Source organism: uncultured Friedmanniella sp., assembly GCF_964244005.1.
GTDB lineage: Bacteria > Actinomycetota > Actinomycetes > Propionibacteriales > Propionibacteriaceae > Microlunatus.
This window is the reverse complement of record NZ_CAXTHG010000025.1, coordinates 38725-61976: the sequence shown is the minus strand read 5'-3', so window position 1 is coordinate 61976 and position 23252 is coordinate 38725. Positions and strand designations below refer to the sequence as shown.

Here is a 23252-nt window from a genome sequence, read left to right as displayed (position 1 = left end):
GTCACTTAACTCCACCAGCAGCGAGTCCACTCTGCCAGAAGCGCTGCAACGAGACGAACGCCAGGATCAGCGGAACAATCGAGATCAGCGCCCCGACTATCACAAAGAACTGCAGCTCGGCCGCTTGGTTGACCGTGCTGTTCCAGGTGTACAGCCCCAACGTGACCGGGTAGAGCCGCGAGTTCTGAAGCATCACCAGCGGTAGAAAGAAGTTGTTCCAGATGGCCACGAACTGGAAGAGCAGGATAGTGACCAGAGCCGGGGTCATTAGTCGGGCAGCAACGACGAAGAACGTGCGGACCTCGCCGGCCCCGTCGAGCCGAGCTGCCTCCAGAAGCTCGTTCGGCACGCTCGACGCCGCATAGATCCTGGAGAGGTAGACCCCGAAGGGGCTCACGATGCTGGGCAGAAACACCGACCAGAAGGTATCCGTGCCGTTGACCTTGCTGAACAGGAGGAACAACGGGAGAGCCAGCGCGGTCGCCGGCACGAGCACACCGGCGAGGATGAAGTTGAACGTGGCTTCGCGGCCCGGAAAAGTGTACTTAGCCAGCGCATAGCCAGCCATGCTCGCCAGCAGTGTGCCGAAGATCGCCCCGAGACCGGCGTACGCCAGACTGTTGACCAGCCAGCGCACCAAGATGCCGTTGTCGTAGGTGAGGACGTCTTTGAGGTTGCTGAAGAGCGAGAACGGACCGGAGAACCAGAGACCGTTGGTCGAGGTCAGCAGCGAGGGCCGTTTGCTCGAGGCAACGAACAGCCACCAGATGGGGACCAGGAAATAGATCAGGAAAGCGAGCATGAAGACCGAGGCACCAGCCACCGACGCCGGTCGCTGGCGGGTGGCGCGGGGCTTGTCCGGTCGGGTGCTTGTCGGCTCGACCACGCCGAGAGTGGTGCTCATGCGAAGGCCTGCTTCTGGGTGAGTTTGAGGAAGAGGAACGACAACAGGCAGGTCGCCAGGGCCAGCACCACCGAAAATGCTGCCGACAGGTTGTAGTTAGGAACGTTCGAGGTGGCATAGACGACCATGTTTGGGGTGTAGCTGTTACTGACTGATCCCGTCAGCGTACGCATCACCGTCGGCTCGTTGAACAGCTGCAAGGTGCCGATGATCGAGAAGACGCCCGTCAGAATGATCGCGGGCATCACGATCGGGATCTTGATCGACCAAGCGATGCGGAACTGTCCGGCGCCGTCAACCCGGGCCGCCTCGAAAAGCTCCTCCGGTATCGCCTTCAACGCCGAGTAGATGATCAACATGTTGTAGCCCGTGTAGACCCAGATCACGATGTTGGCGATCGAGTACAGCACCAGCTTGGGTCCCAGGAAGTCGACGCGTTCTGCGAGTGCGGTGAACGGCGACAGCGACGGCGCGTAGAGAAAGCCCCACATCAAGGCAGCGATGACGCCAGGTACGGCGTAGGGCGCGAAGAAGGAGAGGCGGAAGAACTTGGCGCCCTTCAGCACAGGCGAGTCGAGCAGGAGGGCAAAGACGAGCGCCAGACCGAGCTGTAACGGCACCGAGGCAAAGAAGAAGGCGAGCACGCGGCCGATACTCGACCAGAAGTCGCCATTACTGAACACCAGCGCGTACTGGGTCAGACCGCCGAAGACCTGCTTTGGTGGCCCGAAGGCCCCCTGACGTTCGATCTTGAAGAACGACTGATAGAGGGCGTAAGCAATGGGGACGATGTAGAAGAGGATGAACAAGATGAGGAACGGTCCCAAGAAGGCAAGAAGTGCCCGCTTGTGGGGGACTCGTTCGCGCGGCGGTCGGGGCGCCGAGGCAGCCCTCCCGGCTTTGGCCGGTGCTTCGGTGCTGACAGTGGTCGACATCAGATCCTCGTTGGTCTGTGCCTCATCCCAGGGGCCGCGCGACGACGGATGGCGGAGCCCCTGGGAGAGGGGATAAGGGAACGGCTGGTCTGTCCTACTGCTCGACTTCGAGGGCCTGTGACTTCATGGTGCTCACGGTCTTGTCCTGCGCAGTCTTCAGGGCGTCGAGTACCGTGCCCTTGCCGTTGGTGGCAGCGCCGAGGCCGTTACCGAGATCGGAGAACGTCTGGGTCATCGTCGGCCCCCACTGCCAGTCGTTGTTGACCCCCTTGGCTGCCGTCGCGAATTCCTTCCAGATGACCTGGTTCCCGTAGTAGGGGTACGGCAGCTTGAGCGCGGGCAGGTTGGCCTGCGCGTCGGTGGTTGTGGGGTACTGGCCGCCGTTCTTGTTGTCCAGCGTCAGCGCTTCGTTGTCTCCGAAAGCCCAGGTGGCGAACTTCGTTGCCTCGTACGGGTGCTTGGAGTTCTTGAACACCACGGTGGTGGACCCACCCCAGTTACCAGACGCCGTCTGGCCGGCCGTCCACTGCGGCAGCTGGGTAACGGCCCACTTGCCGCTGGACTTCGGAGCGCCAGTCTCGAACAGCTTGGCGGTCCAGGCAGCGCCGATCTCGGTCCACTGCTGGTCGTTGTCCATCGCCTTGTACAGGACAGGACTCAGCGCCGGCTTGGTGTCGACGAGCTTCTCCTGGAGCATCTTCGTCCAGTAGTCAGCGACCTGGGTGGTCTTCTCGTCGGTCATCGTGACCTTCCACTTCCCGTCAGCGTTGGAGAACCACTGAGCACCGTTCTGCCAGGCCAGGCCGGCAAACAGGTTCGGGGCGTCGGGGGCGAAGTTGGTGATCAGGCCACCCTCGGCCTTGATCTGCTTCGCGGCGGTGTAGTACTCGTCCCAGGTCGTCGGGACCGCAATGCCGGCCTTCTCAAACAGGTCCTTGCGGTAGTAGAGCGCCAACGGTCCGATGTCTTGCGGCAGACCGTAGACCGCACCAGGTTCGCCAAAGCTCGTCTGCCCGATCGTCCAGGGCACGTAGTTGGGGACGAACGCCTTCACCGGCTCGCAGCCTCCGACGTTCTGCAGACCGTCCTGGATGCGAAAGCTCGGCAGACTGTCGAACTCGATCTGGCCGAGGTCACCCGTGTTTCCAGCCTTGAGCTGGTTCGAGTACGCCTGGTAGGTTCCCGCGTTACCGCCGACAACCTGCTTGTACTTGACCTGAATGTCTGGGTTCTCGGAGTTCCACAGATCAACCACCTTCTGCATGCCTGGGATCCAGGACGAGAAGGTCAGCTCCACCTTCGTACCGGCCGGGGCCGGTTCACACGCCGGTAGGCCACTTCCAGCGGTCTCAGCCGGGGAGCCGCCGCTGCCGCCACTACAGGCGGTTGCCAGCGCCAGCGCTGAGGCGGCAGCTACCGCCATCAGTCCTCGTCGAACCTTGTTTCTCGCGAACACTCGCACTGTCCTCTCTGACGGCGGAGATGGGTCCCGCCCGAGACTCCAGGCAGTTCCAAGCTCAGCGGTGGGCCACCCCCCGGGACGGTCCAGGAAGTGCCGCAACATCGACGGTCAGCAATTACCGACCGACCTGTAGGTTACTAGTACAGGTCGCTCCGCGAGCAACTCGACGAGGTAACGGTTGTATTACGCCCCCGGCCGGGCACGCGTCAGCTCGGCCGGTGTCTGTCAGGTCGATGCGCGGCGGACCAGTCCGCACGGCACGAGCTCGACGCCTGTGGGCCGCGGTTCCCCGGCAATGATGGCGAGCAGCCGGCTCGCCGCGGTGCGGCCGATGCTGTGCAACGCAAGATCGACGGTCGTCAGTGGGGGCCGCGCGGCCTCGGCCATCACACTCCAGTTGTCCACGCCGACGACGCCGACGGTTCCGGGCACGTCCATGCCGTTCTCGCGCAGCGCGTCCAGCGCGCCGCGAGCGATCTGGTCGCTGAAGCAGAACACACCGTCGAACGCCGCGCCAGCGCGCAACAGCGTCGCCACCGCCTCGCGCCCCCACTGCTCGCTCCACTCGCCGTAGAGGGTGCCGCCGAGAACCGGAGCGACCCCCGCTTCGGCGAGCGAGCGCAACGCGCCCCGTTCCCGGTTTCGGGTCGCGATGTGGCGAGCTGCGCCCCCGACCAAGGCGACCTGGTGGCGACCGGTGTCGAGCAGGTGGGCGACGGCCAGCGCCGCACCACCCTCGTCGTCGTGGGTGACGCTCAGGTCGGAATGGTCCACCGAGCGGGCGAGGGCGTACACGGTCGGGATCGTGAGACGCGCGCCGAGGGAAGGGCGGACGTCGCTCGAGCGGCCCGTCACGAGGATGCCGTCCACGTGACGCGACTGCAGCGCTCGCACGTAGTGACGCTCCCGGATGGGGTCGCCCCGGCTCTCGCACAGGATCATCAGCCCTTCGACCGCCCCCAGTGCGTCTTCGGCACCCTCCAGGATCGGTATCGAGAACCGGCCGACGTGGTCGGTGCTCAGCACACCGATCGTGAACCCCGTCGAGGAGTGCGGCCGCGTCGAGGTGAAGCCCAGCTCCTTCGCCGCGCGCAGCACCCGGCTGCGGGTGTCGGCGGCCAGCTGTCCCTGACCGCTCAACGCCTTGGACACCGTGCCGAGCGACACCTCGGCCTTGCGTGCCACGTCGGTCATCCGCACGCGGTCGCCGGGTCTCCCTGTCATCACCGGTCCTTCCGTCGCTTCGCCCACTTCAGCAGGTTGCGGAAATCTTTCCGTACCCGGCCGACCCGGTCAACCCGTCAAGGCACCGACGAGAGGACCTTGACGAGACTCGACTACCGCCGTAGCGTCCCCTCACGAGCAAGATTTGCTGATCGTTTCGGAAAGATTTCCGCGCTTCGAAGGAGAAGGCATGCAGATCCGTAGGTTGACGTTGGCGATCGCAACCACCGTCCTCATCAGCTCGGCGCTCGGCGCGTGCTCGAGCGACCCCGACGCGGCCGACCCCGGGTCGGGCGAAAGCCCAACGGCCCCGGGCGAGAGCACTGCGACGATCACGATGTGGGCCCGTTCGGAGAACGTGGTCACCCCCAAGCTGGTCCAGGCCTACAACGAGAGCCACAAGAGCCAGATCAAGCTGACGATCATCCCCGGTGACGACTTCATCACCAAGGTCGCCACGGCCGCCGGGGCAAAGGCACTGCCCGATCTGCTCGTGTCTGACGTCGTGTACTCACCGAACTACGTACAGCAGGGTCTGTTCAAGGACGAGACCGAGCTCGTCAACAAGCTGCCCTTCAAGTCGAGCCTGGTGAAGGCGCACCTGGACGCGGCTACCTCGGACGGAAAGATCTACGCCGTCCCGTTCGACGTCGACTCCTCGATCATTCTCTACAACAAGACTCTCTTCAAGAAGGCTGGTCTGGACCCCGAGGCCGCTCCGAAGAACTTCGAGGACATCTACAACGACGCGAAAGCCGTACGCAAGCTCGGCGGCAAGACCTACGGCTTCTACTTCGGTGGCAACTGCGCCGGCTGCTTCGCCTACACCGCGATGCCGTACGGTGTCGCCGCCGGTCAGCTGCCGATCTCCCAGGACGGCAAGACCGCCGACATCGCCGGCACCGGGATCACCGAGGCCGCGGCTCTCTACAAGCGGCTGTTCGACGAGGGCATCGCGCCGTCGTCGGCCAAGTCGGAGAACGGCTCCACCTGGCCGGCCTCGTTCCTGGCGGGCAACATCGGCATCCTGCCGCTCGGCAGCGGCATCATCGGCTCCGCCAAGGAGGCGGGCATCGACTACGGCGTGGCGCCGCTCCCCTCGCCTGACGGCACCAGCACGGCGACCTTCGTCGGCGGCGACGTCGTCGGTGTGAGCGCCACGACGGAACACACCGCGGAGGCGGAGGCGTTCCTGACCTGGTCGCTCGACGAGACCGCGCAGGTCGAGGTCTGGGCCAAGAACGGGTTCCTCACGAGCCGCACCGACCTGGCGGACAACAAGTACAGCTCTCAGGTCCCGGGCGTGTCGGAGGTCATCAAGGGCCTCGCCAACGGGTACACCCCGGCTTCCACCCAGTACGGCGACCTCTTCAACAACGCCAACGGGCCCTGGCTGCAGGGGCTGCGTGGTGCGATCTTCAACAACGACCCGAACGCCCTGGCCGAGGCGCAGAGCACGATCCAAGCCGAGCTGACCGCGGGGAGCTAAGGGTGGCGAAGCGCACTCCTCGGAGCGCGAACCGATCCTCGCTCGCGGGGATCGGTTTCGTCACGCCGCTCGCCATCATCATCGTGGTGCTGTTCCTGGTGCCGCTCGGACTGCTCATCGTGATGTCGTTCTCGAACTGGCCCCTGCTCGGCACACCGAGCCCGGCCGGGCTGAAGAACTACAAGGCCATCGCGAGCAACCGGTTCTTCCTGGGTGCTATCGGGTTCACGCTGACCTACACGGCGATCATCACGGTGCTGGTGTTCGGCATCTCGTTCCTGCTCGTCGCGATCTCGAACGCGCCGCGCCGTGGATCGCAGTTCTACCGGACCGCGTTCTTCCTGCCGTACGTCGTCGGCACCTCAGCCGCCGCCCTCATCTGGTACGCGGCGATCAACGAGCAGAACGGCATCGCGAACCTGGTGCTGGAGAAGGTGGGGCTGACGGAGGGCCCGTTCGGCTTCCTGGACACCCCGGGCAAGGCCCTCTTCACCACCGTGACGCTGGTCGTCTGGAAGTTCCTCGGATTCCAGGTGGTGGTCCTGCTGGTGGGCCTGCAGGGCGTGCCGGGAGAGCTCTACGAAGCGGCGCGGATGGACGGGGCCGGGGTGGTGCAGCGCCTGCGGTTCATCACCCTGCCGTTCCTCAGGCCGACCCTCGCGCTGCTGCTGATCCTCTCGATCACCGGCTCGCTGCTGGCCTTCGACCAGTTCCAGGTGCTCACCCAGGGCGGGCCGGACAACTCGACCGTCACCTTGGTGTTCGCGGTCTTCAAGGCGGCGTTCCAGCAGTACCGGCTCGGCTCGGCTGCGGCCCTGTCGGTCGTGCTGCTCGTCGCGCTCGTCCTGGTCAACGGGGCGCAGCTGCTCCTGCTGCGCACGAGGGAGGACTGATGGCCCGGGTACGGCCGGCAGCGGTCCGAGCGCGCAGCGCCGCCGCGACCGGGAGCTTCCACCTCGTCAGCGGGGTCATCGCGCTGATCTTCTTGATGCCGCTGCTGTGGACGCTGCTGAACTCGATCAAGTCGCCGGCCGAGGCCAACCAGCAGCCGCCGACATGGTTCCCGCAGTCGTTCTCGCTGGCGAGCTACGCCAAGCTCGCCCAGTACGGCGAGGGGATCGGCGTCTACCTCGTGAACAGCATCGTGCTGTCCCTGCTGACGGTCGTGATCACGGTGGTGATCAGCGTGCTCGCGGGCTACGGGTTCGCCCGGTACACCTTCGCCGGCAAGCGGCTGCTCTTCGGGACGACGTTGGTGATCTTGATGGTGCCGTACGCGAGCATCCTGATCCCGCTCTACATCGTGATGGGCAACCTGGGGCTCACGAACTCGGTCTTCGGGCTGGCCCTGGTGCTGGTGATGTTCCAGCTGCCGTTCGGGGTGTTCTTGATGCGCAACAGCTTCGAGTCGATTCCGCGGGAGCTGGAGGAGGCGGGCTGGGTGGACGGCGCGAGCACCCTCAAGACCCTGCGGTACATCGCCCTGCCGCTGATCGTCCCGGGGATGGTGACGGTCGGGCTCTTCACCTTCATCGCCTCGTGGAACGAGTACCTCGCGCCCCTGATCTTTCTGAACGACGGGTCGCAGTTCACCTTGCCCCTGCTGCTCGTGTCCGTGCGGTCGAATTCTTTCGGCGTCGTCGACTTCGGCGCCCTGCAAGCCGGGGTCGTCATCGCGATCCTGCCCGTCCTGCTCGTGTATGTGCTCCTGCAGCGCTACTACGTGTCCGGCCTGATCAACGGAGCCTTACGCGGATGAACACCACGACCTCCACCACCGCCGCCGTAGGCGAGACGACGCCGCCCCCGGTAGGTCAACCTGCCGAGCCCCCGGCTGGATCGTCCAGAGCAGCGCTCCGGCGCCTTGGGCTCGGGGCGATTCGGCCGGCCGGCTGGCTACGGTCGCAGCTGGAGCTGCAGGCGCGCAACATCACGGGCCGGCTTGAGCAGGTGTGGGCCGACGTCGGGCCGGACAGCGCCTGGCTGGGCGGGGACGGCGAGAACTGGGAGCGCGGTCCGTACTACCTCGACGGGTTGGTCCCGCTCGCGCACCTGCTCGGTGACGCAGGACTGCAGGCCAAGGCGGCGGTCTGGGTCGAGGCGGTCCTGGGCTCCCAGCGCACGGACGGCTGGTTCGGCCCCGACACGAACGACGACTGGTGGCCGCGGATGGTCGCCGCCAAGGTCCTCACCCAGCACGCCGAGGCCACCGGCGACGGACGGGTGGAGCCGTTCCTCGCGCGGTACTTCCGCTATCAGCTCGATCACCTGCCGGGCCGACCGCTACGGTCCTGGGGCTGGGCTCGGGGCGCAGACAACACCCTGTCGGTGCACTGGCTGCATCGACGCACGGGGGATCCCTGGCTGCTCGACCTCGCGCGGCTGCTCGACGGCCAGACGCTCGACTGGGGCCGTTACCTGACCGAGGACCTGATCCGGGGTACGGCGACCCGGTTCGACCACCACACACACGGTCCGAACGTCGCGATGGGGCTGAAGAGCGACGCGGTGCGGTTCCTGAGCGACGGTGAGCTCGACCGGAGATACCGGACCGAACGGGCGTTCGGCGAGCTCGATCGCTGGCACGGGCAGGTGCACGGCTGGTTCTCAGGGGACGAATGGCTGGGCGGACGGGAGGCGGTCGCCGGCATCGAGACGTGCCAGGTGGTCGAGCTGATGTTTACCCTGGAGACGCTGGCCGAGATCTTCGGTGACGCGCGCTGGGGTGACGACCTCGAGTCGCTCGCGTTCAACCTGCTGCCCGCCTCCTCCGATCCGGAGATGCGGGGTCACCAGTACCTGCAGCAGGCGAACCAGGTGCGGGTGTCGGTGGACCGCCGACCCTGGTCGTTCTCCGGTGACGACGCCAACATCTTCGGTCTTGAGCCGAATTTCGGTTGCTGCACCGCCAACCTGCACCAGGGGTGGCCGAAGTTCGTCGACTCCTTGTGGATGCACGACGTCGACGGCGGCCTCGTCGCGGTGGCTTACGGTCCGGCCGTGGTCCGCAGCACCCTCGGCGGCACGCCCACGTCGGTGACGGTCGACACCGCCTACCCGTTCGAGGAGACGGTTCGCGTCACCGTGGAGCCGGACGCGGCGGTCGAGGCGACGGTGTCGCTGCGGGTGCCGGCCTGGTGCACCCGGCCGGAGCTGTGGCTGAACGGCGAGCCGCGGGACGCCGACGTCGTTGAGGGTTACGTTCGGATCCGCCGTGTCTGGCGGTTCGGCGACGTGGTGGACCTGCGGCTGCCCACCGTGCCGCGAATCGTCCGACGGGAGCGTCAGGCCGTCGGCGTCCGACTCGGCCCGCTGCAGCTCGTCTACTCCCCCGGCGAGAACTGGCAGGAGGTGTCTGGTGCTCCGGGCATCGGGGAGTGGACGGTGGCGGCGCGCGGCAGCTGGAACCACGCACTGGTGATCCCCGACGACCCGGCGGACTGGACGGTGCAGCGCTCCACCCCGAGCGATGTCCCGTTCGAGCCCCGCCATCCTGCGGTACGGGTACGGGTGCGCAGCCTGCGGGTGCCCTCCTGGCGGCCGGACGGCGGCAACGCGGGCACTCCGACCCTGGGCCCGGTGTCCGAGCCGAGCGGGGCGATGGAGATCGACCTGGTGCCGTACGGCAACGCCCGCATCCGGGTGGCCGAGCTGCCCGTGGTGACCACGGGTCCAGACGGCCGGCTTCCGGTCTCGGAGCCCTGAGGACTGGGCGGGACCGGCGCGGCCCGCGCTGCCGTAGTCGTCGTGCCGGCTGCCCTGCCTCGGGTCGCCGAGCCTGGGTCAGCGAGGAGGGGGCGAGACGTGGACCGGATCCCCTGAGGGAGACCGGCATAGACAAGGTGACCGACCACTGGACCGACCTTCACCGCCGGGTCTGCTCTTGACTGCCCGTACGGCAGACACCCACGCTGGGTGCCTTCCTGGGCGAGCAGCCCCTGAGGCGATCGCAGTCCTGCTAGAGCAGGTGCTCACCGGCCTCGACCGTCGTGGAGCAACGCAGGTCGCGGGAAGATCGGCCGACGTGAACGCCGAATGAGCCGGCCGACACGTGCCAGCGGTGCTCCACCGGGTCCCAGTGGGCAAAGGCGCGGGAGTCAAGCCGAAAGGTCACCGCTCGACTCTCACCGGCGGCCAGCTCGACGGCGGCGAACGCCTTCAGCTCGAGCGGCGGACGATCGACGGCACCCTCGACGGGACTGACGTAAAGCTGCACGACCTCTTTGCCGGCCCGACGTCCGACGTTGCTGAGGACAACCTTGACCATCGCCGTGTCGCTCTCGCTGCGCACCGCTCCGCTCGCCTGCACCGAGTCATAGGAGAAGTCGGTGTAACCCAGTCCGTGCCCGAACGGGAACGCAGGCTCCAGCTGGTGCCGGTCAAGATGGCGGTAGCCGACAAAGACGGACTCGGCGTAGACGAGCTGCCGGTCCGGGTCGGGCCTGGTGCCGTACGCGGAGTACTGGTCGGGCGAGGCCGCCAGCGTGATAGGCAGGCGGCCACCAGGCTCGAGGACCCCGGAGAGGACGTCGCCGAGGGCATCAGCGAAACCGTGCCCAGCGAACCACGCGTAGAGCACGGTCGAGGCTTTCGCGATCCACGGCATCGCCACGGCCGAGCCCGCGTTCACGACGACCACCGTCCGGGGGTTCGCCTCGAGGACGGCCTCCACGAGGGCGTCCTGCTCGCCGGGAAGGGTGGTCGTGGTGCGGTCAAGGCTCTCCGCCTCCACGTCCTCGCTCGTTCCCACCATCAGCACCACCGATGAGGCGCCCTCGGCCGCCCGGACGGCTCGCTCGAGCAGGTCGGCCGGCTGCGGCGGGCGGTGACCCACCTCGAGAACAGGAATGCCGATCGGGACGTGACGCATTCGCGCTTCCAGCAGCACGGTCTGGTGAGCGGTCAGACGAACGGTTCCCTGCCCGCGATCCTCGCTGAAGAGGGCGCCATAGACGTCGGCTTCCTCCGCCTGCGCGGTCAGCGAGGCGATCTCGACGCCGTCGACCAGCAGCGTGGTCGCGCCACTCCCCCGCACTGCCATCTCGTAGTCCCCCGACCGCTGCGGCGTCCACCACGCCGACATCCTCACCTCCCCTTCGACGCCGGCCGGCAGGGCGGGAAGGCCGTCGAACCAGCTCAGGAAGCTGCTGCGTCGAACCTCGCTGGCGACAGCAGCGGCTGCGCCGTGCCCGGAGAGATAGTCGACGGTCAGGCCTTCGCTTGGTTCTGCCCCAGTGGACTGCACCTCGGCCAGCGTGAGTGGACGGAACGAGCTTCGCGGCGTGCAGCCACGCTCGTGCACGACCCGACCCGCACCCCCGTAGCGCTCGACGAGCACGGAGAGGGGGCTGACGATTTCCCCGGTGTTGACCCAGGCGCTGCCACCGCCCTGGTAGCACGGATCAGCAGCGTTCGGACCGACAACCGCTAGCCGCCCGCTGTCGAGCGCCAACGGCAGGAGGTTTGCTTCGTTCTTCAGCAAGACGAAGGCGGCCGCCGCGGACTCGATCAGCAGTCGCCGCTGGTCCGCCGATCCGGTGCCGAAGTCAGCCGACGGTGGCTGAGACCCCACCGACCGACCCGGTGCCCGTACGCGGCTGGCGAGCCTGCGCAACCGGTCGATCTTGTCGTCGAGGACTGACTCGGGCACGGCCCCCTCTATCACCGCCCGCCCCAAGGCCGCACCGAACACCTTCCCGACCGGCATCTCCAGATCCAGGCCGGCCAAGGCACAGCCGACCGTATCGTGGGCAGCGCCCCAGTCCGAGACCGCCAGACCGTCCCACGTCCACTCCTGCTTCAACAGCTCGGTGACCAGGGACCGATGCTCCGTAGCGTGGGTGCCGTTCACCCGGTTGTAGGCGACCATCAGCGTCCAGGCGCCGGCCCGGACCGCGTACTCGAACGGCAGCAGGTACAGCTCTCGCATGGCGCGCTCGTCGATGACGCAGTTGATCGTCGTCCGGTTCGTCTCGGAGTCGTTGCCGACCAGGTGCTTGGGTGAGGCTGCAACTCCTCTGCTCTGCACGCCGGTGATCCACGCCGCGGCCATCCAGCCGGACAACAGGGGATCCTCGGAGTAGCACTCGAAACCTCGACCACCCAACGGACTCCGGTGCAGGTTCACGGTCGGACCGAGCAGTACATCGACGCCCATTCGGCGCGCTTCGTCGCCGAGCAGACCACCCACGCGACGGACGAGATCGACGTCCCACGTCGCCGCGAGCGCGGTACCGCACGGAGTGCACCACGCGCTCACCCGCTCGTCGAACCGGCTGCCTCGAACGCCGTTGGGGCCGTCTGACATCCGCAAGGAGGGGAGGCCGAGCCGGGGTTCGGCGTGGGTCGTCCACAGATCTGCACCGGTGGTCAGTCGTGCGCGCTCAGCGACTGACAGCGGGATCGTCTTGGGTCGGGCCGGAAGCACGGCTTATCGTGCCGTCACGATTCGTGTGCGGCGCGGCCACCTGGTGGTTTCGCCCGTGTCGTTGATGACGTCGGTACCAGCGCCGTTGAGACGAGCTGGGAGAAAAGCTGGAAGCTGCTCAGCATGTCAACCTCGTCATCGAACAACCACTGGGTTTGCAAGCCGTCCATCACAGCGACGATGACGGGCACCAACACGGAGAGATCGACATCGTCTCGGACGGTGCCAGCCGACTGTTCGGTCCTCAGCACGTCCTCGAGCCGGCTCCGGATCTTCTGATAGCGGTGCGCGAAGTAGTCATGTCCAGGGTGACCCACGAACACGCTCTCAGCCACCAGCACGGTGAACAGTTTCACGGCCTCCTTGGAGCCCTGGTTGTGCTCGATCAGGCGCTGCAGGGTAGGGAGCAACGGCAGCCGCTCCTCGGCCAGGCCACCAGCAAATCTCCGGCCGTCATCGTGGTACCGATCCTCGAGGAGAGCAACCAGCAGCGTCTCTTTCGACGGGAAGTAATGCAGCAGCCCAGCTCGCGTGAGTCCCACCGCCGACGCCACCGAGTCGAGAGATGACCCACGGTAGCCCTGCTCGGCGAAAAGTCTTCCGGCGGCAATCAGGATGGACGCCCGGCGATCCTCACCTTTACGCGTCGTCGCTGGCCGTCGAGAGAGCTGCGTCACGACTGTGAACCGGGCCGCTCGGTGGGGAGAACCCGTCGGTGGCTCGCCGCTGACCTGCTTCCGACGACCAGCCAAGCGGAGCGGAGGATGACCGACACCATGTTCACCGCGCCCCTTCGCTTTCCGAGTTCCTGAAGACTTCACCTCCACGACACCAGCTGACCAACCGTCGGTTGCACGGCAACTTACCCGCCCCTGCCGAGCCGATCCTCCGCAGACACCCAACATGGCCGTCGACGGCACTCTGAGGCAACCTGGTGCCAGGAAATCTGACCCGACCGCCTGCATCGAAACCTCACCTTGCTGCCCGTGTGTCTACTGATCTGCCGCTAGCGCCGCCAAGCCCAAGAACTAGGGGCGACAGACGCCTAGGAGGGTGACCGTTGCCCCTAGTGGGATGTGGTGTCAGGTCCGGCGAGCGGGAGGACGATCTGGCCGCGGTGATCCCCGCGCTCAGCTTCGTCGAGCATGACGGCGGCAACAGTCGCTCGACTGATGGGTCGAGGCATCCACAGCCTCGACACCTCGGTCAGCGGCACGGCGTGCCAGTGCGAAGCAAGGGGGCCGTTGGTGAGCGGGCCGGCGTGCACAAGTACGCCCCCGGCAGCCGCGACGATGCTGTCGGCATCGGCCTTGTCTTGCCGCTCGCGCGCGAGCGCGAGCCGGAGAACCAACCGCGTGAGAGGACCAGCGACCACAGTCGACCCTCCGGTACCGAAGGCGCTGAGCCAGATGATCCGTGTCGGCGAGTCCGTTGCCACGACTCGCGCCGCCCGGGTGAGGAGATCAGGCGGACTGCCCTTCGTGACACCCAGGGCCGAGAGCACGACGTCGGCACGCTGAAGGGCTGGCGCGATCGACGCGGGCTCCATCACGTCTCCGACGACGATCTCGAGACGGGCGGAGCGGGTCAGCTCGAGGCGGTCGGGGTTACGGGCGACCGCGGTCACGGCGTGCCCTCGGTCGAATGCCCGGCGGATGAGCAAGCGACCGGTCGCGCCGGTGGCGCCGAGGACGACGATGTTCACGAGGTGCTCCCGGGCGCGCCGCCGGCTGCGGTCGCCGGCTGCAGGTCTCGGGGTGAGGTCGCGAACGGAGCGAGCACCGCGGCGGCCGACGCGTGCAGAGCGGGAGTGCCGGCGAGGAAGTCGGCGCTGGCCAGCGTCCAGGGCTGGCCGTCGATCGCGCTGACGGTGCCGCCCGCCTCGGCGACGAGCAGAGCCCCCGCAAGCAGCCCGGACCGGACCGCACTGTGCTGCCAGAAGACGTCCATCCTGCCGGCGGCCAGCTCAATGAGCTGGAGCGTGGCCGGAACGGAGACCCGGACGACCAGAGCCGCGTCCAGCATCGCGGCCACCGAACGGCCGATGGAGGAGAACGTCGTCGTGGTCTCTCGCGGACTGGCCTGCCCCGTTCCCACCAGCGCGGCTCGCAGGTCGGTCTTGGACGAGGTCTGCAGACGGCGACCGTCCTGGAACGCGCCGCCGCCACGCAGTGCGGTGTAGGTGGTACCGGTCAGGGGCAGGTGTACGGCCGTGAGTACGGCGACATTGTCTCGGACAAGGGTCGCGGTGACCGCCCAGTCGCGCAGCCCGTGGATGTGGTTGATGTTGCCCTCGACCGGGTCCACCACCCACCAGTCACCGTCGGGCAGGACTCCATCAGCCAGCTCGTCCTCGACCCAGCCCGCCGTGGGACATGCCGCCTCCAGCAGGCCACGCAGGACGTCCAGCGAGGCCGCGTCGTTGGCTCGGAGAGCCGCGACCACCTGCTCGGGCGTCGCCGGTAGCGGCAGGGGCGGGAACCGGCCGAGCAGGAGCCCCCCGGCGGCGCGCACCGCATCCACACTGGCGGCCAAGATCTGGCTGTCGTCGGGCGGGAAGGTTTGCCGGACAGAAGATGCCGAATCGGCTGGACTCAGGGTCATGGTGGTAGTTCTTTCTCGTTGCAGGAGCGGCAGGTGCCGTGCCATTGACGGTAGGCACACCCTGACATGACTACAAATGCATCCTTCGCACTTGTAGGTTTACTTGTATGCATCTGGATCTGAACCTGCTGACCGCACTCGACGTCCTGCTCGAGGAAGAGAGCGTCCAAGCCGCCGCCGACCGCTTGCGCCTCTCCAGCCCCGCCATGAGCCGCACCCTCGGGCGTCTCCGCGCCGTCACCGAGGACGAGATCTTGGTGCGGACCGGTCGGACCATGGCCCCGACCCCGTACGCCGCCGCGGTCCGCGACCAGGTGCATCACCTCGTGCAGCAGGCGCACAGCGTGCTGAAGCCACGTCAGGACCTGGACCTCGCCACCCTCGAGCGCACCTTCACCCTGCAGGGCCACGACGCACTCACCACCGCGCTGGCCCCTTCGCTCGTCACGGCGGTGCGAGCAGCCGCCCCGGGCGTCACGCTGCGCTTCCTCGCCGAGCCAGCCGCGGACACCAGCGACCTGCGGCGAGGACGTGTCGACGTCACTCTCGGCTCGACGCCGCCAGACCAAACCGACACCAGGTACGAAAACCTCGGGGCGGGCCCGCTGGTGGTCGTGTTCCGAGCCGGTCACCCCGGTGCGGCCGACGAGCTGGACCTGGCCCATTACGCCGCCGCCGACCACGTGCTGGTCTCACGCCGCGGTCGGCTGTCCGACCCGATCGACATCGCTCTCGCCGAGCACGGTCTGCGGCGGCGGGTCATCGCGTCAGCGCCGACGTCAGCAGTGGCCATGAGCATCGTCTGTGGTTCGGACGCGATCGCGGCTGTTCCCGAGCTCGTCTGTCGAACAGCGACGACGCGGGCGAACGTCCGCCACGTCCCTCTGCCGCTCGACCTGGAGCCCGTCCGAGTCGTTCTCGCGTGGCATCAACGCCACGACAACGACCCCGCTCACTCCTGGCTGCGCCAACGGATCCGCGAGGTGACCACGGCCCTGATCTGACCGCGGGTGATCCAGACGTCAGGTTGAGCTGGCCAACCTATCGCCCGCCGGGTCACTCACGATCGGGTTCCCGTTACCTGGGAGGCTGGAAGTCGGCCGGCGCGAGCGGTGCCCTCCAGCGTGTCGCCGACCAGCAGGACGTCAAAGCTCAGGGTCAGCCGGAGCGGCTTCGTCACCTTCTGGGTCCAGGTCACGTGCTGGCCAGCCGAGTCGTGCGCCTGAACGATCTCCGGAATCACGCTCTCCTGACCGTCGCTACGAGCGAGGCCGGTCAGGGCGCCGCCTGCGTCGGTCACGATCAGCTCCACCGGGATCGACCCGACCGGGGTCCGGATCACCAGCTGCCACGTACCCGCCGGCGTCACCTAGACCGCCACCGCAGCAAGCCCGCCGGTCCGCCAGACGATCCCGCGACGCTCGTAGGCGAAGAGCCGCTCGACCGCGAGCGGCACCTCGGGCCCGAACGCCCGCTCAAGCAGATGAAGGGCGAGGTCGAGACCTGACGTCACCCCTCCTGAGCTGACGAGATCGCCGTCGTCGACGACCCGCGCCTCGACGACCCTCACCCCGAGCGCTTCCAGCATCGCCATGCCCTCGGGGTGGGTGACAGCGGTCCGCCCCTCCAGCAGCCCGGCCATGGCCAGCGCCAACGATCCGCCGCAAACCGTCGCCACCGTGACCTGTTCGGCGGCCAGCGCCTCCTGAATCTGTGCGGGCAATCCGGTCGAGCCGATGCGGGCCAGGAGCACCGGGATGGTGTCCACCACGTCGGGGTCACCTTCGAGCGGCCCCGACGCTCCTGGCAGCACGACGAAACCGGCCAGTGTGGGGTCGAGCCACGCCGTCGCTTCCAGCGTCAGGCCGCCGGTCCCCGACACCACCCGGCGGGGCCCCTCAGCCGAGACCAGCCGGACCGACAGCGCGCCCTGAGCCAGATCGCCACCAGCCGACAGCACTTCGAATGGAGCCACGACGTCCATGGGGTCGAAGCCGTCGAACAGCACGATCTGCGCGGCCAACGGCTCACGCGGGAGAAGAGTCACAGCCATGATGAGACGGTACGAGACCGGAGGAACGTCCCCTAGTGGCTCAAATGCCGTTACTGATGTAATTTCGGCCATCCGCTCGGCCCGGCTCGGCGCAGCACAGAGGAGGCCAGATGCACAGCGTGGTCATCGTCGCCCTCGACAACGTCATCGCCTTCGACCTCTCGACTCCGCTCGAGGTCTTTGGGCGCGCCCGCGGACGAGATGGGCTGCCTGTCTACGAGACGCTGGTCTGCGCTGCTAGCCCCGAGGTCTCCGCTGGGCCGTTCCGGATCCGCGCCCACCACGGCCTGGAAGCCCTACGCGACGCGGACACGGTCATCATGCCTGGCCGACTCGATGCCTTCGCCGACCTACCCGTCGCCACCTCGGCGGCACTGCGGGCGGCCGCCGCACGCGGCGCCCGGATCGCATCGATCTGTGTGGGTGCCGTCGCGCTGGCACAGGCGGGCCTGCTCGACGGGCGTCGAGCCACCACCCACTGGGTCATCGCTGACGAGCTGGCTCGCCGTTTTCCCCAAGTCAAGGTCGACCCCGCGGTGCTCTTCATCGACGACGGTGACATCCTCACCTCCGCCGGAGCCGCAGCCGGACTTGACCTGTGCCTGCACATGGTGAGCTCCGACAACGGGGCGGCGGTCGCAGCGGATACAGCCCGGCTGGCAGTGATGCCGCTGATGCGCGAAGGTGGCCAGGCTCAGTACATCCCGGACCAACCGTTGCCGACCGACGAGGTCTCCCTCGCTCCCGTACTGGAATGGATGCAGACCCAGCTCGACCGACCGCTGCCCGTGACCGCTATCGCCGAACACGCCCACCTGAGCGTACGCACGCTGGCGCGACGGTTCCGCCAGCAAACCGGGACGACGCCGGCCAACTGGCTCCAGGCCGCGCGGATGCGTCGGGCGCGCAGCCTCCTGGAGACCACGAGCCACTCGATCGACCAGATCGCCACTCGGAGCGGGTTCAGCTCCACCGTCCATTTCCGTACAGCGTTCCGCAAGGCTGTCGGCTCGCCTCCGGGCCAGTACCGCCGGGCCTTCGGTGCCACTCCAGTGCGATCGCCGGACAGCGCAGCGCCGAGTGTCACCGCAGGACCGGCGTCAGCCCAGGCAACGAGCTTGAGCGCGCCACCAAGTGGTTCGTGATCTGAGCATGGCTCTGCACCTGTGTGGTCAGACGGTCCCATCAGCTGACCAGCATCGTCGCCGGTGTGACCGAGCGGGGTGCCGAGGGTCATCGCGGCCTGCTGGGTGACGATCGCCGGCGCAGGTCATCCCCGATGACTCGGTTGAGCACGGGCAGAGGAGTCGGTGTCGCGGCCGAGGTCAGGACGAGAACCAACTGTCGTCGTCTCGATGGTCGCGGCTTGACGTCGGCATCCCGCCCGCGGCGATGATCTCGGTGGGCTGGTCGACCTTCGACTCCTGAGCGCGTCGAGACTCGGACGGCGAGAGAAGGCAAAGCTCCCCAGGCCAGCAGACAGGGCCGCCTCGGCGCGGTTGAATGGCTTGGATGAACTCCGACAACCTGGTTGCCACCTACCTCCGAGCGCTCTCGACCGCGGACGCCGCCTTGGCCGTCGGCCTCTTCACTGAGGACGCGGTGATCCACTCGCCGCTCTACGGTCCAAGCTCGCCGGCAGTCTTCTACCCTCAGCTGTTCTCGGACACGAGCGAGGCCCGCCTCGAGCTCCTGGCCACGATGCAAGGCCTCGACAGCGCTGGAGCCACGACGATCAGCTTCTTCTTCCACTTCGACTGGCGTCTGCCCTCTGGAGAGGCGGCGCCGTTCGACGTCGTCGACGTCGCCCGGCTGGACCACGACGGACTCATCACGAGCCTGCACCTGGTGTATGACACCGTTGACGTCCGGCCCGCTTTCGAGACGGCCACCGGACGTCGTTCCTGGCGAGGACACGCGAACCGTTGACCGCGGATGGGCCTATCCGCGGTCAGCGCTAATTCGGTGTCAGAAGCCGTTAATTCTGTATGTGTAAAGTACACACCTCTCGCGGCCCGCCGCAGCCTTGAGGTATGAGCTACGTCGGAGGCCATGTGCCCCCCCACCATCACCAAGCCGCGCTTCCCGTCCGATGGCGTGTGCCGGTCCAGTCCCACGACGACTGGGCGGTTCTCAGGATCTTTCGCACTCCGTCCGGTGAGCGCACAGCAGTCGCCTTCACCAGCGAGGCACTGCTCGCCGAGGTCCTTGGCGACGGGCAGGCCAGCACGACCCTGAGCGAGTCACGGTTACGAGAGCTGATTGCACCGTTGGGGATCTCCCTCATCACGGTCAACCCGACGCTCACGGTTCCACAGCGCGACCTCCGCAATCGAGGAGCGCAGTCAGCCCAGGCCGCTCACCGGCGCCCCCGGAGGTTCGACCACGACCACGTGGCGGCGTGACCGGCAACTCGCGTCTACCTCGGTGCTGCCTCCTGTGAACTGGGAGCGCTGCCTGGACGAGACCGCTCTCGGGCCGCCGACCAGCACCTTGACCCGGACCCAGGCGAGGAGAGTGTTCCTCCACGAGACTGGCCTCGTGGACGGGTCCCAAGAATCTGTGCGGCCGCCGATCGACCAGCCCGTGGCTCACGGTCCTCAAGCCCCGCCGGCGGTCGAACCCTCGGCCTGGCTCGGGGACGAGAGCGCCAGCCTGCACGTCCAGTCAATGGAGGACCTCAGCACGGCACTCGCACGGGGAATGCCTTCGGAGCGTCTCATGGTCAGCTACGACCCGGACCATCCGGCACTGACCCACCTGGCCGTCTCGCTGGGGGCGGCTCGTGTCGTCCTCGATCGGGCGCTCGAGCTGCACCGGTTGTCCAGCTGGGTACCCGCCGGTCTACGACAACCAGTCCTGTTGAGTATCAGCACCGGGCTCGGCGCTGCCTCTTCCCTCGGGAGCACGGCCGGAAAGAGCCCGGCGCGCTACCTGTCGTCGATCCTGGACGGGTCTGCGGAGTACACGGCTGGACGCATTCTTTCCGAACCGAGGCTCCGCCTGATCGGTCTGCATTGCCGCTTGGACTCCCTTTCTGCCGTGTCGACGAGCCACTACGAGTGGGTCGTACGGCAGCTGGCAGGCCAGGTCGCCAGGATCCACCGGCGGTTCAACCTGGAGCTCGACGAAATCGTCGTCAGCGCGAGCATCAACCTACTGCACCAGCCGCCGGGCCAGCCGAGGTCGCGTCCCCAGATCGGGCTGAACTCTGGACCCCGCGCTATCCGAGGGCCCGCCGGTGAGAGTTCGTCAAGAGACCATCAGGGGCCGTGACGACACCACAGCAAGGGCGCTCGGCGAACCTCGCGTCGACGTCGTCGAGCTCACCACTGCTCTCGCTGCCCGGGCCTGAGCGTTGAGCAGCGGTCAGACGGGTCACCCCTGCAGGCTCATCCTCGTGGTGGACGATGACCACGCCCTCCTCCGTACCCTGGCCTCCAGTCTTCACCGCAACGGCTACCAGGTGGAGACCGCGTCCAGTGGGCGTCACGCCCTCGAGATCGCGGCCAGGCAGAGGCCGAGCCTCGTCCTGCTTGACCTCGACCTCGACGGTGCCGACGACCTTGATGGCCTCAGCGTTCTCGTTGAGCTCCGTACGGGACTAGACCTGGCCGGTCCCGTTGTCGTCCTGTCCGCCCGTACGGCGTCCGAGGACAAGGTGGAGGCCCTCGACCTTGGCGCCGACGACTACGTGACCAAGCCCTTCGGCATGGACGAGCTTCTCGCACGCATCCGCGCCACGCTCCGTCATGAGCTCGCCCAAGAAGGCGGCTCTGCCCAGACGCTCGACACTGGTGACCTACGGATCGACCTGACGAACCGGATCGCACTTCGCGCCGGCCATCCCGTTCACCTCACCCCGACCGAGTGGCGACTACTCGAAGTCCTTACTCGTCATCCAGGCCGGCTCATCCGTCAGCGCGACCTCTTACACGAAGTCTGGGGACCCAGCTACCGCCACCAGAGCAACTATCTGCGCGTCTACCTCGCTAACCTCCGACGCAAGCTGGAGGACGAACCCGCCCGACCGCGTCACTTCCTGACCGAGGTCGGTGTCGGCTATCGCTTCGTCCCTTGATTTCTTCCTGCTTCTGAGCGTTCCGGGTGGATCGGGACGGCTCAGATTCAAGCGGTCCCGAAGGTCGGCAACAAGAGCGGTGCGTACGGATACAAGCTCGCCCTCGAGAAGGAGTAGTTTGTCGTCCGGCTTGGTCTGGGCCCACCCCGCCAGCCAGGCTGGCCGCTGAGGCGGATCAACGGTCAGAGGAGACGGTCGAAGCCAGATCGGCAGCGGATCGGATCAACAGCTGGGCGGCTCTGCGAGCGTGGGTGACCGGGTCGGTAGGCGTGCCGCGAAGCAGGCTGCTGAGCACGCCGTTGTAGAGCACAAGGATGGTCGCAACTAGCGCGGAGGGATGGGGGCAGCCGAGCTCATCGACCAGCTCCGCCAGTCTCTCGTTCACCAACCGGCTGTCTTGACCGACCACCTCGAACACTGGATCACTCGTCCCAGCCTCAGGCACCGCACGTTCGGAGGCGGTGGCCAAGAAGCAGCACCACTGGGTCGAACCACTCGCGGCCCGGAAGCTCTCCACAGCGTCGAAGATGGCCAGCAGACGTCTCTCAGACGAGCCAGCGGCAGCGATGGCGGCATCCCAGTGCGACACCCACGCATCAAGCCGTCGAGCGAGGACCTCCCGTAACAGGTTGTCCTTGGAGCCGAAGTGCTTGTACAGCGTCGCGATCGCCACGTCAGCTGTACCTGCGACCTTGTCCATGCCGGTGATGGCGATGCCCTCCCGGAAGAACAGCGTCTCGGCCGCGTCGAGGACGCGGTGATGGGTGACGTCAGCACGGGACATGTCTGTACTGTATAACGATCGTTATGCACAGAACGACCGTTACACCTAACGGCTTCGCCATCCATCCGCCTGTGAAGGCACACCGGGCGTCGGATGCTGGTGTCGCGGCGGCCGGCATGCTGCTGATCGCTACCACGTACGGGATGGCGCGTTTCGGCGTCGGCCTCTTCGCGCCGTACCTGGCTGCGCAACGACCAGAGCTGGCCGAGGTCCTCGGCTGGGCAGCGGCCGCACAGTTCACCGCCTACTGTGCGGCCGCCGTCGTGGCGGCACGCTGGGTCGACCGGCACCCTCGCAGCGGGTTGATCGCTGCCGGTGTCACCGCGGCCGCAGGGTGTCTGGGGATAGCGGTCGCCGTACATCCGGCGCCCTTCGTCGTTGCGGTCATGGTCGGCGGCATGGGAGGAGCGTTCGCTTCCGCTGCCTTGGTTCCCGTCATCGATGCCGTCGCTACCCAGGAGGGGAAGGCGACGGCGCAGGCTGTGGCCAACACCGGAACGGCTGTGGGAGTCATCTGCGCGGGCTTGTCGAGCTTCGCGACAAGCCAGGTCGGTCCGGCATGGACGTTCATGGCTCTCGCGTGTGCTGGGACGGCCGTGGCCGCGTTGTCCCCGTTTCGGACCCGCGCCGCCTCGCCCGCACCCCGTCGAGGGACCGAGGACAACACCCGGAAGGCTTCGAGCCCGGCAGCCAAGCGGTTACTCGTCGTTCCCGCCGCCGCAGCGGTGGTCGCCGGTAGCGGATCGGCGCTGATCTGGACGTTCGGCCCAGCCCTGGCGACCGGGTCCGGCTCGGTGAACCACGAGCGGATCGGCTGGTTGTGGATCGCACTCGGACTGGGCGGTCTTCTCGGCACATTCACCGGAACCTTGGTCAACCGCACCGGACGACGGCCTGCATGGTGGGTGTGTACAGCTGCTCTCGCCCTGGCCAGCGCCGGGATCGCAGCGTCCACAGCCCAGGAAAGCGCCGCGCTGGCCTACATCAGCATGGCGATCTTCGGCGCCGGCTACATCGGGCTCTCTGGGGTCCTCATCTTCTGGGCCCGCAACGCTTGGCCAACACAGGCGGGCTCGGCAACGTCAGTTCTCTTCATTGCCCTGGCAACCGGACAAGCCTGCGGATCCGCCGGGTTCGGCCTGTCTGAACCGGTCCTCGGTCCGGCGGGCATGGGGATGGTCGCCGCAGCTCTCTGCGCCGCGGGCGGTCTTGTCGCGACCATCAGACCCCGGGCCGCCCGCCACGCAAGCGTGAAACCTGACACCACTCCCTAGGATGGTGGTGTCAAG

General features: G+C 67.2%; 22 protein-coding genes. 11 read left to right on the top strand and 11 right to left on the bottom strand.

Annotation, left to right across the window (positions count from 1 at the left end; all coding sequences use genetic code 11):
• Window position 1: 1 nt before the first annotated feature.
• The 4 genes from ACFE76_RS15485 to ACFE76_RS15470 form a co-directional block, all read right to left on the bottom strand.
• The gene (locus ACFE76_RS15485) at window positions 2–904 is read right to left on the bottom strand and encodes a carbohydrate ABC transporter permease (RefSeq protein ID WP_375432667.1); all 903 of its coding nucleotides are present in this window, start codon (window positions 902–904) and stop codon (window positions 2–4) included.
• Window positions 901–1839: a carbohydrate ABC transporter permease gene (locus ACFE76_RS15480; RefSeq protein WP_375432666.1), complete on the bottom strand. Its 939-nt coding sequence runs from the start codon at window positions 1837–1839 to the stop codon at window positions 901–903. Before ACFE76_RS15480 ends, ACFE76_RS15485 begins: the two co-directional genes overlap by 4 nt.
• A 94-nt stretch (window positions 1840–1933) precedes the next feature.
• Complete coding sequence (locus tag ACFE76_RS15475; RefSeq protein WP_375432665.1) at window positions 1934–3103, bottom strand: ABC transporter substrate-binding protein; 1170 nt, start codon at window positions 3101–3103, stop codon at window positions 1934–1936.
• A 423-nt stretch (window positions 3104–3526) separates the two neighbouring features.
• Complete coding sequence (locus ACFE76_RS15470) at window positions 3527–4495, bottom strand: LacI family DNA-binding transcriptional regulator (RefSeq protein WP_375432664.1); 969 nt, start codon at window positions 4493–4495, stop codon at window positions 3527–3529.
• A 220-nt stretch (window positions 4496–4715) separates the two neighbouring features.
• On the opposite strand from ACFE76_RS15470, the gene ACFE76_RS15465 reads away from it, so the two are divergent.
• The 4 genes from ACFE76_RS15465 to ACFE76_RS15450 are packed head-to-tail and all read left to right on the top strand — an operon-like array spanning window position 4716 to window position 9719.
• The gene (locus ACFE76_RS15465; protein WP_375432663.1) at window positions 4716–6014 is read left to right on the top strand and encodes an ABC transporter substrate-binding protein; all 1299 of its coding nucleotides are present in this window, start codon (window positions 4716–4718) and stop codon (window positions 6012–6014) included.
• A gap of 2 nt (window positions 6015–6016) precedes the next feature.
• Window positions 6017–6907 (top strand): carbohydrate ABC transporter permease, encoded by an 891-nt coding sequence (locus tag ACFE76_RS15460; RefSeq protein ID WP_375432662.1) that lies wholly within the window; start codon window positions 6017–6019, stop codon window positions 6905–6907.
• Window positions 6907–7773 (top strand): carbohydrate ABC transporter permease, encoded by an 867-nt coding sequence (locus tag ACFE76_RS15455; RefSeq protein ID WP_375432661.1) that lies wholly within the window; start codon window positions 6907–6909, stop codon window positions 7771–7773. The genes ACFE76_RS15460 and ACFE76_RS15455 overlap by 1 nt, the downstream gene beginning before the upstream one ends.
• Window positions 7770–9719 (top strand): beta-L-arabinofuranosidase domain-containing protein, encoded by a 1950-nt coding sequence (locus ACFE76_RS15450; protein WP_375432660.1) that lies wholly within the window; start codon window positions 7770–7772, stop codon window positions 9717–9719. The genes ACFE76_RS15455 and ACFE76_RS15450 overlap by 4 nt, the downstream gene beginning before the upstream one ends.
• A 253-nt stretch (window positions 9720–9972) precedes the next feature.
• Here the strand turns inward: ACFE76_RS15450 and ACFE76_RS15445 are convergent, their stop codons facing one another.
• The 4 genes from ACFE76_RS15445 to ACFE76_RS15430 form a co-directional block, all read right to left on the bottom strand.
• Window positions 9973–12321, bottom strand: a complete 2349-nt coding sequence (locus ACFE76_RS15445; RefSeq protein WP_375432659.1) for a beta-glucosidase — start codon at window positions 12319–12321, stop codon at window positions 9973–9975.
• 134 nt (window positions 12322–12455) lie between these two features.
• Window positions 12456–13118, bottom strand: coding sequence for a TetR/AcrR family transcriptional regulator (locus tag ACFE76_RS15440; protein WP_375432658.1), 663 nt, complete (start codon window positions 13116–13118; stop codon window positions 12456–12458).
• A gap of 389 nt (window positions 13119–13507) precedes the next feature.
• Entirely contained in the window at window positions 13508–14146 is a 639-nt protein-coding gene (locus ACFE76_RS15435) for an NAD(P)-dependent oxidoreductase (RefSeq protein WP_375432657.1), read from the bottom strand.
• On the bottom strand, window positions 14143–15045 hold the full coding sequence (locus ACFE76_RS15430; RefSeq protein ID WP_375432656.1) for an inositol monophosphatase family protein: 903 nt from the start codon (window positions 15043–15045) through the stop codon (window positions 14143–14145). Before ACFE76_RS15430 ends, ACFE76_RS15435 begins: the two co-directional genes overlap by 4 nt.
• 107 nt (window positions 15046–15152) lie before the next feature.
• On the opposite strand from ACFE76_RS15430, the gene ACFE76_RS15425 reads away from it, so the two are divergent.
• Complete coding sequence (locus tag ACFE76_RS15425) at window positions 15153–16049, top strand: LysR family transcriptional regulator (protein ID WP_375432655.1); 897 nt, start codon at window positions 15153–15155, stop codon at window positions 16047–16049.
• Window positions 16050–16105: 56 nt separating this feature from the next.
• Here ACFE76_RS15425 and ACFE76_RS15420 read toward each other — a convergent pair whose 3' ends face one another.
• Both ACFE76_RS15420 and ACFE76_RS15415 read right to left on the bottom strand, forming a co-directional pair.
• A complete protein-coding gene (locus ACFE76_RS15420; protein ID WP_375432654.1) occupies window positions 16106–16414 on the bottom strand; it encodes a hypothetical protein in 309 nt (102 codons plus the stop codon).
• Window positions 16415–17098: a DJ-1/PfpI family protein gene (locus ACFE76_RS15415; protein ID WP_375432653.1), complete on the bottom strand. Its 684-nt coding sequence runs from the start codon at window positions 17096–17098 to the stop codon at window positions 16415–16417.
• A gap of 110 nt (window positions 17099–17208) precedes the next feature.
• Here ACFE76_RS15415 and ACFE76_RS15410 point away from each other — a divergent pair, with 110 nt between their 5' ends.
• From ACFE76_RS15410 to ACFE76_RS15390, 5 genes are all read left to right on the top strand, one after another.
• Complete coding sequence (locus tag ACFE76_RS15410) at window positions 17209–18243, top strand: GlxA family transcriptional regulator (protein ID WP_375432652.1); 1035 nt, start codon at window positions 17209–17211, stop codon at window positions 18241–18243.
• Between the two features lie 367 nt (window positions 18244–18610).
• Window positions 18611–19027, top strand: a complete 417-nt coding sequence (locus ACFE76_RS15405; RefSeq protein WP_375432651.1) for a nuclear transport factor 2 family protein — start codon at window positions 18611–18613, stop codon at window positions 19025–19027.
• Window positions 19028–19131: 104 nt separating this feature from the next.
• A complete protein-coding gene (locus tag ACFE76_RS15400) occupies window positions 19132–19503 on the top strand; it encodes an SAV_915 family protein (RefSeq protein ID WP_375432650.1) in 372 nt (123 codons plus the stop codon).
• 22 nt (window positions 19504–19525) lie between these two features.
• Complete coding sequence (locus ACFE76_RS15395; protein ID WP_375432649.1) at window positions 19526–20374, top strand: hypothetical protein; 849 nt, start codon at window positions 19526–19528, stop codon at window positions 20372–20374.
• A gap of 124 nt (window positions 20375–20498) precedes the next feature.
• Complete coding sequence (locus ACFE76_RS15390; RefSeq protein WP_375432648.1) at window positions 20499–21179, top strand: response regulator; 681 nt, start codon at window positions 20499–20501, stop codon at window positions 21177–21179.
• A gap of 175 nt (window positions 21180–21354) precedes the next feature.
• Here ACFE76_RS15390 and ACFE76_RS15385 read toward each other — a convergent pair whose 3' ends face one another.
• A complete protein-coding gene (locus ACFE76_RS15385; RefSeq protein ID WP_375432647.1) occupies window positions 21355–21963 on the bottom strand; it encodes a TetR/AcrR family transcriptional regulator in 609 nt (202 codons plus the stop codon).
• 116 nt (window positions 21964–22079) lie between these two features.
• Between ACFE76_RS15385 and ACFE76_RS15380 the strand changes: the two genes are divergently transcribed.
• Entirely contained in the window at window positions 22080–23237 is a 1158-nt protein-coding gene (locus tag ACFE76_RS15380) for an MFS transporter (protein WP_375432646.1), read from the top strand.
• The last annotated feature ends 15 nt before the right edge of the window (window positions 23238–23252 follow it).

Excerpts from the sequence above, each read along its gene's own strand:
- ACFE76_RS15410 (WP_375432652.1), top strand. The coding sequence starts at position 17,209 with ATGCACAGCGTGGTCATCGTCGCCCTCGACAACGTCATCGCCTTCGAC.
- ACFE76_RS15485 (WP_375432667.1), bottom strand. The coding sequence starts at position 904 with ATGAGCACCACTCTCGGCGTGGTCGAGCCGACAAGCACCCGACCGGAC.
- ACFE76_RS15475 (WP_375432665.1), bottom strand. The coding sequence starts at position 3,103 with ATGCAGAAGGTGGTTGATCTGTGGAACTCCGAGAACCCAGACATTCAG.
- ACFE76_RS15425 (WP_375432655.1), top strand. The coding sequence starts at position 15,153 with ATGCATCTGGATCTGAACCTGCTGACCGCACTCGACGTCCTGCTCGAG.
- ACFE76_RS15450 (WP_375432660.1), top strand. The coding sequence starts at position 7,770 with ATGAACACCACGACCTCCACCACCGCCGCCGTAGGCGAGACGACGCCG.
- ACFE76_RS15400 (WP_375432650.1), top strand. The coding sequence starts at position 19,132 with ATGAGCTACGTCGGAGGCCATGTGCCCCCCCACCATCACCAAGCCGCG.
- ACFE76_RS15465 (WP_375432663.1), top strand. The coding sequence starts at position 4,716 with ATGCAGATCCGTAGGTTGACGTTGGCGATCGCAACCACCGTCCTCATC.
- ACFE76_RS15480 (WP_375432666.1), bottom strand. The coding sequence starts at position 1,839 with ATGTCGACCACTGTCAGCACCGAAGCACCGGCCAAAGCCGGGAGGGCT.
- ACFE76_RS15430 (WP_375432656.1), bottom strand. The coding sequence starts at position 15,045 with ATGACCCTGAGTCCAGCCGATTCGGCATCTTCTGTCCGGCAAACCTTC.
- ACFE76_RS15470 (WP_375432664.1), bottom strand. The coding sequence starts at position 4,495 with ATGACCGACGTGGCACGCAAGGCCGAGGTGTCGCTCGGCACGGTGTCC.
- ACFE76_RS15385 (WP_375432647.1), bottom strand. The coding sequence starts at position 21,963 with ATGTCCCGTGCTGACGTCACCCATCACCGCGTCCTCGACGCGGCCGAG.
- ACFE76_RS15455 (WP_375432661.1), top strand. The coding sequence starts at position 6,907 with ATGGCCCGGGTACGGCCGGCAGCGGTCCGAGCGCGCAGCGCCGCCGCG.
- ACFE76_RS15405 (WP_375432651.1), top strand. The coding sequence starts at position 18,611 with ATGAACTCCGACAACCTGGTTGCCACCTACCTCCGAGCGCTCTCGACC.
- ACFE76_RS15445 (WP_375432659.1), bottom strand. The coding sequence starts at position 12,321 with ATGTCAGACGGCCCCAACGGCGTTCGAGGCAGCCGGTTCGACGAGCGG.
- ACFE76_RS15415 (WP_375432653.1), bottom strand. The coding sequence starts at position 17,098 with ATGGCTGTGACTCTTCTCCCGCGTGAGCCGTTGGCCGCGCAGATCGTG.
- ACFE76_RS15380 (WP_375432646.1), top strand. The coding sequence starts at position 22,080 with ATGCTGCTGATCGCTACCACGTACGGGATGGCGCGTTTCGGCGTCGGC.